The following is an 11,864-nucleotide window of genomic DNA, read 5'->3' as shown; positions in this document are numbered from 1 at the left end:
TTGCATTGTTCAGCCTGCGGTGATTGACTAGGCCGCATGCGTATCCGGGGAATCAATCTGTCTCAGGCACTGCTGGCGCTCGCGCTGCTCGCGGCGCTGTGCTGGAACCTGGCCTACGGCGCCGAATTGCGCGGTGTCGACCTGCGCAGCGGGCCGACCGGTACCTCGGCCGAACTGCGCCTGGACGGCCGGGCGGAGTTCAAGGTGATCCCGCTGGCGAATCCCGACCGGCTGGTCGTCGACCTGCCGGGCACCACGCTGCGCAATGGCATCGCGCTGCCGTCCGGGCAGGGCATCGTCAAGACGGTCCGCAGCGGTCAACCGGTTGCCGGCACCACTCGCATCGTGTTCGACCTCGCCGGTTCCACCGTGGCGATGGCGCCCCGCCTCGAAGACGGCCCCGATGGCGTGCGCCTGGTGCTGCAGTGGCCGGGCGACGGCGATGCCGATCCGATCGCGCGGATCGCGCAGCAGGCGAGCATCGGCGGTGCGAGTGCGGTGGCCGCCGGCAACGCGCCTGCGCCCGCAGTCGTGGATCCTGCCGCCACATCGAACAGCGCCACCTCGCGCCTGATTGCCGACATGGGCCAGCGCGATACGTCTGCCGCAGTGCCGGCCACCGCGACCGCCGCCGTCACGACGAACTCGCCTGCCGCGACGCCGCCGGCCGCCGCACCGACGCCCACGCCCGAACCCGCGACGCCCGCACCGGTGGCCGCAGCGCCGGCAACCCGCGCACGCACGGCATCGCCGCCGGTCATGACCTCGAGCATGCGGCCGCTGGTGATCGCCATCGACGCCGGTCATGGCGGCCAGGATCCGGGCGCCATCGGTCCGGCCGGCACCTACGAGAAGCACGTCGTGCTGTCGATCGCCCGCGAACTCGCCCGGCAGATCGACGCCACGCCCGGTATGCGCGCGCATCTGGTCCGCGACAACGATTCCTATATCGAACTGACCCAGCGCGCCCGTCGCGCGCGGCAGGCGAAAGCCGACATGTTCGTCTCGATCCACGCCGATGCGGCGCTCAACCGCGCGGCCTATGGTTCCTCGGTCTATACGCTGTCGCTGCGCGGCGCATCGTCGCAGCAGGCGCGCTGGCTGGCCGATCGCGAGAACAACGCCGATCTCGTCGGCGGCGTGCGCCTGGAGCGCGACACCCTGTCGTCGGTGCTGCTCGACCTCGCGCAGAGCGGCCACATGCGCGCCTCGCAGGATGCCGCGCAGCACGTGCTCACGGGTCTGCGCGCGGTCGGCAAGACTCACAAGCCGAACGTCGAATACGCCAACTTCGCCGTGCTCCGCAATGCGGACATGCCGGCGATGCTGGTCGAAACCGGGTTCATCTCGAATCCGGACGAGGAAAAGCGGCTGCTCGATCCGGCGCACCAGCGCCGTGTGGCCACGGCGGTGCTGGAAGGCATCAATGCCTTCTTCACCAACCAGCCGCCGCCGGGCACGCTGTATGCCGCGCGCGCTGCGGCCGCAGCGCAGGCCGGCGGCAGTCCCTGACGCAGGCGTGCGCGCCCATCCGGGCGTGACCTGCCAGGTTGAACCGATCCAGCGACGCGCATCCGGTCCCCGGCATCCGGGCAGGCCGGTATCATCGATCCCCGTTTCCCTGACGGCGCGTCCGGCGCCGCACTGCCTGTGCCGATCCGCCAACTGCCCGACATCCTGATCAACCAGATCGCCGCCGGCGAGGTCGTCGAACGGCCGGCCTCGGTCGTCAAGGAACTGGTCGAGAACGCCCTCGATGCCGGCGCGCGGCGGGTCGACATCGATCTCGAAGAAGGTGGCGTGCGCCTGATCCGCATCCGTGACGACGGCAGCGGCATTCCGCCGGTCGAGCTGCCACTCGCGGTGTCGCGCCATGCGACCAGCAAGATCGGGTCGCTGGACGATCTGGAATCGGTCGCCACGCTCGGGTTCCGCGGCGAAGCGCTGCCGTCGATCGCATCGGTGAGCCGGTTCTCGCTGGCCTCGCGGCGCGAGGACGCGGCGCATGGCTCGATGCTGCAGGTCGAAGGCGGCAAGGTCGGCGAGATCGTGCCCAGCCCGCACCCGCGCGGCACCACGGTGGAAGTGCGCGATCTCTTCTACAACGTGCCCGCGCGGCGCAAGTTCCTGCGCGCCGAGCGCACCGAACTCGGCCATATCGAGGAATGGTTGCGGGCGCTGGCCCTGGTGCGCCCGGACGTCGAACTGCGGGTCAGCCACAACGGCAAGCCGTCGCGCCGCTACAAGGGCGACGACGCCCTGTTCTCCGACACGCGGCTGGTCGAAACGCTGGGCCGCGAGTTCGCCGATGCCGCGCTGCGCATCGAGCACGCCGCCGCGGGCCTGCAATTGCAGGGCTGGATCGCCGCGCCGGCGTACTCCCGCGCGAGCGCCGACCAGCAGTACCTGTACGTCAACGGCCGTTCGATCCGCGATCGCAGCGTGGCCCATGCGGTCCGCCAGGCCTATGCCGACGTGATGTACCACGGCCGCCAGCCGGCGTACGTGCTGTTTCTCGAACTCGACCCGACCCGCGTCGACGTCAACGTGCACCCGGCCAAGCACGAGGTGCGGTTCCGCGATGCACGCCTGATCCACGATTTCGTCTATCGCACGCTGCACGCCGCGCTCGCCGCCACGCGCGCCGGGCAGGGCACGCAGCCCGTGGACCCGCAGGGCGCCGTCGAGACGCCGCCGGCGGGCCTGGCGGCGGGCGCCGGATCCTCGCCGTGGACGCGCCCGATGCCGCAGTCGCATCTGAGCCTGCGTGTCGACGATGCGCGCGCGGCCTACGCCAGCCTCTACGGCGGCGGCTACGGCAGTGCCGAGCCGGCCGCATCGCCGCCGCCTTTGCCCGCCGACCTGTCGCCGGTCGCTGGCGAGGGATCGCAGCCTTCGCCGACCAGCGCCGACGTGCCGCCGCTGGGATATGCCGTGGCGCAGCTGCACGGCATCTATATCCTCAGCCAGGCGGCCGACGGCATGATCGTCGTCGACATGCATGCCGCCCATGAGCGCATCGGCTACGAACGCCTGAAGAACGCGCACGATGGCGAAGGCGTGCGCACGCAGCCGCTGCTGGTGCCGCAGACGGTCGCGGTGGCCGAGCGCGAAGCCGACGTCGCGGAACAGGAAGCAGCCACGCTGGCCGAGCTGGGCTTCGAAGTCTCGCGCGCTGGTCCGCAGTCGCTGCTGCTGCGCAGCGTGCCGGCGCTGCTGGCGCAGGCGGACACCGAAGCGCTGCTGCGCGACGTGCTGGCCGATCTGCGCGAACACGGCGAAAGCCGGCGTGTCCGCGCCGCCCGCGACGAACTGCTGTCGACGATGGCCTGCCACGGCGCGGTGCGCGCCAACCGTCGTCTCACGCCGCCCGAAATGAATGCCCTGCTGCGCCAGATGGAGGCCACCGAGCGCTCCGGCCAGTGCAATCACGGCCGCCCGACCTGGGCGCATTTCCCACTGGCGGAAATCGACCGCTGGTTCCTGCGGGGACGCTGACGTGTACCGACCGATCCACCGTATCCGCGCTGTCGTCCTGGGTCTGGCCTGCGTGCTGACCGCCTGCAGCGGTCCGGCGGCGCCGGAAGGTGATGCGCGCGCCGACGCGGAAACCGCGCGTCTCGAAGCGGAGTTCACCTCGCGCACCCAGGTCGCCCGCATGGCGCGCGAAGAAGCGCTGACGGGCGAGCAGGGCTGGACGCGGCTGACCGGCCTGCATCGCATCGAGCTGCGTTCGCATTTCGTCGGCAGTGCCGCCGGCAGCGGTATCCGCCTCGTCCATGGCCCGGCGAAACTCGGCCTGCTGCAGTCCGAAGGCGGCAGCTTCGCGTTCACGCCCGAGCGCGGTGTGGCGCTGACGCTCGACGGCGCACCGGTGGAAGGACGCGTGCGCCTGCGCAGCGATCGCGACGGCGCGGCGGACGAGCTGGGTTTCGACGACGGGCAGGGCGCGCTGTCGATCATCGAGCGCGGCGGCGCCGCCTTCGTGCGTGTGCGTCATGCCGATGCCGAGGCAAGGCGTCTTTTTGCCGGGCTCGAGTATTGGCCGATCGATCGCGGCTGGCAGATCGACGCCGCGTTCACGCCGACGCCGGCCGACGCGCGGATCGATGTCGCCAACATTCTCGGCATGGTCGAACCCGTGCGCACGCCGGGCACCGTCGCCTTCGAACGTGACGGCGTCGACTACACGCTGCACGCGCTGGAAGGCAGCGACGGCGGCCTGTTCCTGATCTTCGCCGATCGCACCAGCGGCCGCGGCAGCTACAGCGCCGGCCGTTACCTCGACACCGCCGCGCCCGGCGCGGATGGGCGTGTCGTGCTCGACTTCAACCGCGCCCAGAATCCGCCGTGCGCGTTCACCGCATTCGCCACCTGTCCGCTGCCGCCGGACGGCAACCGGCTCGACCTCGTGGTCGATGCCGGTGAAAAGGCCTACCGCACACCGCGCTGAGCGCGTGTCCGCCACTGGAGTGTCCATGCCGTTTCGTCGTCCCTCGCGTGTCCTGCCGCTGCTGCTCGTCGCCCTGTCGCTGTGCGTCGGCGGCGCCGCATTTGCCGAACGTCCGCTGGTCCCGCACATCGCCGAGGTGCCGGAGACCGCGACCGCGCCCGCCGACGTGCTGTCCACGCCGGTGCCGTTCATCGCCGACGTGCCGCTGCCGCCTCCGCCGGTGCCGCTGCTGTGGAAGGTCGCCGGCGAGCACGGCGACCTGTACCTGCTGGGCTCGTTCCATTTCCTCAAGGCCGAGGATTACCCGCTGGATGCGGACGTCGACCAGGCGTTCGACTTGGCGAACGAAGTGGTGTTCGAACTCTCGCCCGACGAACTCGGTTCGCCCACGCTGGCGATGCAGATGATGCAGGCCGGTCTGCGCACCGACGGCAGCCGGCTCGACGATGATCTGGATGCCGCCGCCGTGGGCCGGCTGGCCGGCTGGGCACAGGCGAACCAGCCGACGCTGCAGGCGACGGGCATCGGCGCGCAGGCCTTCCAGCTGTTCGAACCGTGGTTCGCATCGCTGCTGGTCACCACCACCGAACTGGGCCGCTACGGCCTGCAGGCGCAACACGGCCTGGACGTGCATCTCGCGCGCCGCGCCCGTGATGCCGGCAAGCCGACCGCCGGCCTGGAAACCGCGATCCAGCAGATCGAATTCCTCGATGGCATGGCGACGGCGGACCAGGTGCAGATGCTGATCGAGGCGCTGGAGCAGGCGGATGCCGGCCCGGCCGCGATCGAAGCGCTGCACGCGACCTGGCGCGCGGGCGATGCGGACACGCTCTGGACCGGCATGGCCGGCGAGATGCGCGAACGGTCGCCGACGCTCTATGCGCGCATCAACACCCAGCGCAACGATGCCTGGCTGCCGAAGCTCGAGCAGATGCTGCAGCAGCAGGGCGACATCCTGGTCGTCGTCGGTGCGCTGCACCTGCTGGGCGAGGATGGCGTGGTGGAAAAGCTCGCCGCGAAGGGCTATGCGGTCGAACGCGTGTGTACGGCCTGCACCACGCCGGCGGCATCGGCGGGCAGCAGCGCGACCGCGCGCTGAGCAGGCGACGCCCTCAGGCGTCGATCATCTCGATGCAGTCGACCGGACATGCCGGCACGCACAGTTCGCATCCGGTGCACAGTGGTTCGACGACGGTGTGCATCAGCTTCGAGCCGCCGATGATCGCGTCGACCGGGCAGGCCTGGATGCACTTGGTGCAACCGATGCAGTCGGCCTCGATCACCAGCGCCAGGCGCGGCGTTGCATGCCAGCGGCCACGCGCGCGGTCGAAGGGGCGGGCCGGCACCTCGAGCGTCCGCGCCAGTGCGCGTGCACCGTCGTCCCCACCGGGCGGGCACCGGTCGATGTCCGCATCGCCGCGCGCCATCGCTTCGGCATACGGCCGGCAGCCGGCATAGCCGCACTGCCCGCATTGGGTCTGCGGCAGCAGGCGGTCGAGCCGTTCGATCAGGGGCGAAGCAGGCGCATGCATCGTCGGACACCGCGGCGTGCAGGAGCGGTCCGCGCTGCGTCACGCGGAACGGGATGCGGCCAATGGCGCGGCCGCAGGTGCATCAGCGGACCGGCATGCCGGGCAGGGCGCTGGCGTCGGCATCCAGCAGCGCGAGCGCGCCGCCGTCGAAGCCGGCCGACAGGATCATCCCTTCGCTGATGCCGAAGCGCATCTTGCGCGGCGCGAGATTGGCGATGAACACCACGTTGCGGCCGACCAGCGTGTCCGGCGTGCCGTAGCTCGCGCGGATGCCGGAGAAAATCTGGCGCGTGCCGAGATCGCCGGCGTCGAGCTCGAAGCGCAGCAGCTTGTCCGAACCTTCGACGAACTCGCAGGCGACGACCTTGCCGATGCGCAGGTCGAGCTTGGCGAAATCGTCGATCGAGATGTGCGCCGGCGCATCGGCGTCCGCGACTTTCGCAGGCGTTGCGGCAGGCGCTTCGGCCGGCTTCTTGGCAGCGGCGGGCGCGGCCGGTGCGGCGGCGAGAGTGTCCTTGGAGGCGTCGGTCATGGCGTCGATCTGCTTGGGGTCGATTCGGGTGAAGAGCGGGGCGTAGGGCTGGATTGCATGGCCGAGCAGCGGCGCGTCGAGCGCGGACCAGGTATCGGCCGGTGCGGCGAAGAACGCATCGACCTCGCGCGACACGCGTGGCAGCACCGGCCGCAGCGCCGTCGCCAGCACGCGGAACAGGTTCAGGCCCTGCGTGCAGACGGCCTGCAACTCGGCATCGCTGCCGTCCTGCTTGGCGATCACCCACGGCTTGCGGTCGTCGATGTAGCGGTTGGCCTCGTCGGCCAGCGCCATCACCTGCCGCAGCACGCTGGCCGGCTCGTTGCGCGCATAGGACTCGCGGATCGGCGCCAGCGCCTCGACGAAGCGCGCATAGGTCTCCGGCTCCGGCAACGCATCGGCCAGACGGCCGTCGAAGCGCTTGCCGATGAAGCCGGCGCAGCGGCTGGCGAGGTTGACCAGCTTGCCGACGACATCGCTGTTCACACGCGCGATGAAGTCGCCGAGGTTGAGGTCGAGATCGTCGACGCCGCCCGAGGATTTCGCTGCGTAGTAGTAGCGCAGCGCCTCGGGATCGAGGCCCTGGTCGAGATACGTGCGCGCCATGACGAAGGTGCCGCGCGACTTCGACATCTTCGCGCCGTCGACGGTCAGGTAACCGTTGACGTGCAGGCGCGTCGGCACACGCAGGCCGGCGCCGTGCAGCATCGCCGGCCAGAACAGGCCGTGGAAATTGACGATGTCCTTGCCGATGAAATGGTGCAGCTCGGTCGCGGCATCTGCCGCGAGCCAGGCGTCGAAGTCGATGCCCTCGCGCGCGCACAGCGCCTTGAAGCTGCTGAGGTAGCCGATCGGCGCGTCCAGCCAGACGTAGAAGAACTTGCCCGGATGGCCGGGAATCTCGAAGCCGAAATACGGCGCATCGCGCGAGATGTCCCAGGCGCGCAGGCCGCCGTCGCCGTCGAGCCATTCGGCCAGCTTCGCCTTGACGCCGGCCAGGGCGACATCGCCCGACAGCCACTCGCGCAGGAAGGTCTCGAAATGGCCCAGCTCGAAGAAGAAGTGCTCGGACTCGCGCAGCTCCGGCTTGGCGCCGCTGACCACCGACACCGGATCGATCAGGTCGCTCGGCGAATAGGTCGCGCCGCAATGTTCGCAGTTGTCGCCGTACTGGTCGGGCGTCCCGCACTTCGGGCAGGTGCCCTTGACGTAGCGGTCGGGCAGGAACATGCCGCGCACCGGGTCGTACAGCTGCGCCACGTCGCGCCGCGCGATGTGGCCGCCGGCGTCGAGGCGGGCATAGATCATCTCGACCGTGTCGCGGTTGGTCGCCGAGTGGGTCGAATCGTAATGGTCGAAATCCACGCCGAACGCCGCGAAGTCGCGCTCATGCCCGGCCTGGATACCCGCGATGAAGGCTTCCGGCGTCGTGCCGGCCTTCTCGGCGGCCAGCATGATCGGCGTGCCGTGGGTATCGTCGGCGCAGACGAAATGCGCGGTGTCGCCATCCATGCGCCGGGCCCGCACCCAGATGTCGGCCTGGATGTAGCCCACCAGATGGCCTAGGTGCAGCGGGCCGTTGGCATAGGGCAGAGCGGTGGTGACGAGCAGCTTGCGGGGCATGGGCGTGGCGGGTGGAAACGGAGCGCGATTATCGCATGCCGGTCGCAGCACTCCGCCGCATGGCGTGGCCGCAACGCCGCGGAGATGTCCGCCAGCTGCCAACAGAAAGGCCCGGCAATTGCCGGGCCTTGTCATCACCTTGGTCTGGTGGGTCCTGCGTCACTCGCGCTGCCACACCTGCTCGCGGCAGATGAAGGCCACGCAGCCCGACACGCCGAGGCGGTTGGCGTCGAGCAGCTTCGCCTTCGACCGGTAGGTCTTGCCGTTGGCGGGGTCGAGGATCGTGCCGCCGGACCACTCGCTGCCGTCCGGCTTGAGGTCCCAGAGGATCGTCATGCCGGTGATCGGCCGGTTGCGGCGGTCGCCGCTGCACTTGTCGCAGGTCGGGTTGGGGCCGCGGTCGGACTGCAGCACCTGGGCGACACGGCCACTGAGCGTGCCGTTGGCGGCCTGGCTGATCTCCACGATCGATTTCACTTGGCCCGTCGCGTCGTCGATCGTCTTCCAGCGGCCCACCGGCGACTGCGCCGAGGCCGACAGCGAGGCCAGCATCAGCGGCAGGGCCAGGGCGGCCAGCACCCCCATCTTGTTCTTCGACATCGGTTTCCTCCCTCAAGGACTGCGACGACTCGGCAGGCTTGCCCGCGCAGACGGCGGATATATACCCGATCCGATCGGCGCGCGTCGAAGGGGCGCCGCGTCGTTCAGCGCGCGGCGTGCCGGGCGCGCGGCACTTAGAATGGACGGCCGTTCGTTCCCCTGGTCCGCCATGTCCCCCCGAGCAGTCTCGCGCGCGCCGCAGGGCACGCTGTCTCCCCATCCACGCATCCGCAACATCCTGGCCATCGGCTCGGGCAAGGGCGGCGTGGGCAAGTCGACGACGACGGTCAACCTGGCGCTGGCGCTGGCTGCCGACGGTGCGCGGGTCGGTGTGCTCGACGCCGATGTGTACGGCCCCAGCATTCCGATGATGCTGGGGCTGTCCGGCAAGCCCGACAGTCCCGACGGCAAGTCGATCCTGCCGATGCGCGCCCACGGCATCGAGGCGATGTCGATCGGCTTTCTGGTCGAATCCGACACGCCGATGATCTGGCGTGGCCCGATGGCCACCTCCACCTTGACCCAGCTGCTCAACGACACCCTGTGGGGCGGCGACGAGGGGCTGGATTACCTGCTGGTCGATCTGCCGCCGGGCACCGGCGACATCCAGCTGACGCTGGCGCAGAAGATTCCGGTGGCGGGGGCGGTGATCGTGACCACGCCGCAGGACGTGGCGACGCTGGACGCGCGCAAGGCGCTGAAGATGTTCGAGAAGGTCGAAGTGGCCGTGCTCGGCCTCGTCGAGAACATGGCCCAGCATGTCTGTTCGAACTGCGGGCATGTCGAACACCTGTTCGGCGCCGGCGGCGGCCAGCGCATGGCCGACACCTACGGCGTGCCGTTGCTCGGCGCGCTGCCGCTGGAGATCGGCATCCGCGAGCAGGGCGATGCCGGCGTGCCGATCGTCGCATCGGCGCCGGATTCGCCAGCGGCGCAGGCCTATCGCGAGACCGCACGGCGACTGGTCGCCGCGCTGGAGCAGCGACCGCGGGGCCCGATGCCGATCGCCGCGTCGCTGGTCTGACCTTCGGGCACAGGCAACGCATTCCGCGACGGCGCGGCTGCAGGGTCATTCGAGCCGGCTCACGGTGCGGCGTCGCGGGTCCAGGGCCGTCGTGGCACGTGATGCACGCGCGTCGGAAATCCCGGCGTCACGCGCCGGGCGACACATGCTTGGGCCGCGCACGCGGTCGCCGACAGGGGCGCGGGCGATGCATCCAGAGGCCGCGATCTCGGCCCCGCGCGCGGACGGGGGTGACGCGGGACCGGCCGGACGGCGACAATGCGGGTCCTTGCACCGCGCCGCAGGCCCGTACCCGATGAGCATAAAAAGCGACCGCTGGATCCGCCGCATGTCCGAACAGCCCGGCGGCATGATCGAGCCGTTCGAGGCCGGACAGGTCAAGCAGGCCGACGGCAAGCGCATCGTCAGCTACGGCACCTCGAGCTACGGCTACGACGTGCGCTGCTCGCGCGAGTTCAAGATCTTCACCAACATCAACTCGACGATCGTCGACCCGAAGCATTTCGATCCGGGCAGCTTCGTCGACGTCGAGGCCGACGAGTGCATCATTCCGCCGAATTCCTTCGCGCTGGCACGCACCGTCGAGTATTTCCGCATCCCGCGCGACACGCTGGTGGTCTGCCTCGGCAAGAGCACGTACGCGCGCTGCGGCATCATCGTCAACGTCACGCCGCTGGAACCCGAGTGGGAAGGCCACGTGACGCTGGAATTCAGCAATACGACGCCGCTGCCGGCGCGCATCTACGCCAACGAAGGCGTCGCCCAGATGCTGTTCTTCCAGGCCGATCCGGATGACATCTGCGAGACGTCCTACAAGGACCGTGGCGGCAAGTACCAGGGGCAGACCGGAGTCACGCTGCCGCGCACCTGATTGCGTGGTGTCACGCGCGGTGCGCCGGCGGCGTGCTGCGCGAGCGGCGCCTGTATGGCGGGCCTCGCGGCAAAAGTGTTCGGGCAGCGCGCTCGACGCTGCCTGCAATGCAGGCCTCAGCCGGGCAGGCGCTCCAGCAGGCGGGCGATGCGTTCGATCAACTGTTCGGGCGTGTACGGGCGCGCCGCGACGCGGCCCCAGACCGGTGCGGGCCAGGCCGGATCGTCCTCGTTGCGGCCGATCACGTGCACGTGCAGCTGCGGCACCAGATTGCCGAGCGCGGCCACGTTGAGCTTGAACGGGCGGAATACGTCGCGGATCGCGCGCGCGGCGATGTCGATCTCGTCGGTGAGCTGGCGGCGCTGGTCCGCATCGAGATCGATCAGCTCGCGCGCGTCGGCGATGCGCGGCACCAGCACCAGCCAAGGGTAATTGGCGTCGTCCATCAACCGCACCTCGCACAGCGCGAGGCTGGTGAGCGGATGGGTGTCGTCGGCCAGACGGGCGTCCAGCGCGTAACGGGTGGGGGCGGTCATGGCGTCTCCTTCAGCGCAGCGCGGTGGCGAGGAACTTCATCGTCCGGCGCCGCGCCTCGGCCGCGCTGTCGGCGTGATAATGCGCGGGGTCGACATCGCGGTTGAAGCCGTGGCCGGCCGGGTGGACGTGCAGTTCGGCGTCGGGCTGGTGTTTCCTGTGCGCATCGATGTCGGCGGTCGGAATGGCCGCATCCTCGGCGCCGAAATGGAACTGCATCGGGGCCTGCAGGGCCTCGTCGAGGAAGGGCACGGTGCGCGCGCCGTAATAGCTCACGGCCGGCAGCCCGAGCCGGGTGTTGGCCAGGAAGGCCACCGTACCGCCCCAGCAGAAGCCGATCACCGCGATCTGGCGGTGACCCTCCTGCCGGAGCAGCTCGGCAGTGGCCCGGACGATCCCGGTCGCGGCCTCGAAGCCCAGGGTGCCTGCCAGGGATCGGCCCTGCTCGAAGCCGTCGGCGTCATAGCCCAGCTCGACGTTGCGCTGGACGGGATCGAACAGCGCGGGCGCGATCGCGACATAGCCGGCGGCGGCGTAGCCGTCGGCGACGCTGCGGATATGGGCGTTGACGCCGAAGATCTCCTGGATCACGACGATCGCGCCCTTGGCCGCGGCGCGATGCGGCGGGTCGGCGCGCCAGGCGTTGACCGGTCCCGACGGCGTGGGGACGACGATGTCACGACCCATGGCGGCCT

Annotated in this window: 11 protein-coding genes; 6 read left to right on the top strand and 5 right to left on the bottom strand. The window is 70.0% G+C overall.

What is annotated here, in order from left to right; all coding sequences use genetic code 11:
• The first annotated feature begins 36 nt into the window (after positions 1–36).
• The 4 genes from AC3A5K_RS04710 (at position 37) to AC3A5K_RS04695 (ending at position 5,552) form a co-directional block, all read left to right on the top strand.
• Positions 37–1,512 carry an N-acetylmuramoyl-L-alanine amidase gene (locus tag AC3A5K_RS04710; protein WP_487616371.1) on the top strand — a complete coding sequence of 492 codons (1,476 nt, stop codon included), beginning with the start codon at positions 37–39 and terminating at the stop codon, positions 1,510–1,512.
• Between the two features lie 138 nt (positions 1,513–1,650).
• On the top strand, positions 1,651–3,498 hold the full coding sequence (mutL, locus tag AC3A5K_RS04705; RefSeq protein ID WP_487616370.1) for a DNA mismatch repair endonuclease MutL: 1,848 nt from the start codon (positions 1,651–1,653) through the stop codon (positions 3,496–3,498).
• 1 nt (position 3,499) lies between these two features.
• Positions 3,500–4,453, top strand: coding sequence for a DUF1684 domain-containing protein (locus tag AC3A5K_RS04700; RefSeq protein WP_487616369.1), 954 nt, complete (start codon positions 3,500–3,502; stop codon positions 4,451–4,453).
• A 25-nt stretch (positions 4,454–4,478) separates the two neighbouring features.
• Positions 4,479–5,552: a TraB/GumN family protein gene (locus AC3A5K_RS04695; RefSeq protein WP_487616368.1), complete on the top strand. Its 1,074-nt coding sequence runs from the start codon at positions 4,479–4,481 to the stop codon at positions 5,550–5,552.
• A 13-nt stretch (positions 5,553–5,565) separates the two neighbouring features.
• On the opposite strand, the gene rnfB is transcribed toward AC3A5K_RS04695, so the two are convergent.
• The 3 genes from rnfB to AC3A5K_RS04680 all read right to left on the bottom strand — a co-directional run bounded on the left by rnfB (position 5,566) and on the right by AC3A5K_RS04680 (position 8,725).
• Positions 5,566–5,985, bottom strand: a complete 420-nt coding sequence (gene rnfB, locus AC3A5K_RS04690) for an Rnf electron transport complex subunit RnfB (RefSeq protein ID WP_487616367.1) — start codon at positions 5,983–5,985, stop codon at positions 5,566–5,568.
• Between the two features lie 82 nt (positions 5,986–6,067).
• Positions 6,068–8,140 carry a methionine--tRNA ligase gene (gene metG / locus AC3A5K_RS04685; protein ID WP_487616366.1) on the bottom strand — a complete coding sequence of 691 codons (2,073 nt, stop codon included), beginning with the start codon at positions 8,138–8,140 and terminating at the stop codon, positions 6,068–6,070.
• A gap of 159 nt (positions 8,141–8,299) precedes the next feature.
• On the bottom strand, positions 8,300–8,725 hold the full coding sequence (locus AC3A5K_RS04680) for a DUF2147 domain-containing protein (RefSeq protein ID WP_487617049.1): 426 nt from the start codon (positions 8,723–8,725) through the stop codon (positions 8,300–8,302).
• A 184-nt stretch (positions 8,726–8,909) separates the two neighbouring features.
• Here AC3A5K_RS04680 and apbC point away from each other — a divergent pair, with 184 nt between their 5' ends.
• Together apbC and dcd are read left to right on the top strand one after the other, a co-directional pair.
• Positions 8,910–9,764: an iron-sulfur cluster carrier protein ApbC gene (gene apbC, locus AC3A5K_RS04675; protein ID WP_487616365.1), complete on the top strand. Its 855-nt coding sequence runs from the start codon at positions 8,910–8,912 to the stop codon at positions 9,762–9,764.
• A gap of 295 nt (positions 9,765–10,059) precedes the next feature.
• Entirely contained in the window at positions 10,060–10,635 is a 576-nt protein-coding gene (dcd, locus tag AC3A5K_RS04670) for a dCTP deaminase (RefSeq protein ID WP_487616364.1), read from the top strand.
• A gap of 116 nt (positions 10,636–10,751) precedes the next feature.
• Here dcd and AC3A5K_RS04665 read toward each other — a convergent pair whose 3' ends face one another.
• Both AC3A5K_RS04665 and AC3A5K_RS04660 read right to left on the bottom strand, forming a co-directional pair.
• Complete coding sequence (locus AC3A5K_RS04665) at positions 10,752–11,171, bottom strand: HIT domain-containing protein (RefSeq protein ID WP_487616363.1); 420 nt, start codon at positions 11,169–11,171, stop codon at positions 10,752–10,754.
• A 10-nt stretch (positions 11,172–11,181) separates the two neighbouring features.
• A complete protein-coding gene (locus AC3A5K_RS04660) occupies positions 11,182–11,856 on the bottom strand; it encodes a dienelactone hydrolase family protein (RefSeq protein ID WP_487616362.1) in 675 nt (224 codons plus the stop codon).
• Positions 11,857–11,864 lie beyond the last annotated feature (8 nt).

This window comes from Luteimonas sp. Soil_C_5, from assembly GCF_057656615.1.
Note: the sequence above shows the minus strand (reverse complement) of the source record. Positions and strands in the feature narration are given on the sequence as shown.

Coding starts and splice junctions, on each gene's coding strand:
- AC3A5K_RS04710 (WP_487616371.1), top strand. CDS start 37: ATGCGTATCCGGGGAATCAATCTGTCTCAGGCACTGCTGGCGCTCGCG.
- AC3A5K_RS04695 (WP_487616368.1), top strand. CDS start 4,479: ATGCCGTTTCGTCGTCCCTCGCGTGTCCTGCCGCTGCTGCTCGTCGCC.
- rnfB (WP_487616367.1), bottom strand. CDS start 5,985: ATGCATGCGCCTGCTTCGCCCCTGATCGAACGGCTCGACCGCCTGCTG.
- metG (WP_487616366.1), bottom strand. CDS start 8,140: ATGCCCCGCAAGCTGCTCGTCACCACCGCTCTGCCCTATGCCAACGGC.
- AC3A5K_RS04680 (WP_487617049.1), bottom strand. CDS start 8,725: ATGGGGGTGCTGGCCGCCCTGGCCCTGCCGCTGATGCTGGCCTCGCTG.
- apbC (WP_487616365.1), top strand. CDS start 8,910: ATGTCCCCCCGAGCAGTCTCGCGCGCGCCGCAGGGCACGCTGTCTCCC.
- dcd (WP_487616364.1), top strand. CDS start 10,060: ATGAGCATAAAAAGCGACCGCTGGATCCGCCGCATGTCCGAACAGCCC.
- AC3A5K_RS04665 (WP_487616363.1), bottom strand. CDS start 11,171: ATGACCGCCCCCACCCGTTACGCGCTGGACGCCCGTCTGGCCGACGAC.
- AC3A5K_RS04660 (WP_487616362.1), bottom strand. CDS start 11,856: ATGGGTCGTGACATCGTCGTCCCCACGCCGTCGGGACCGGTCAACGCC.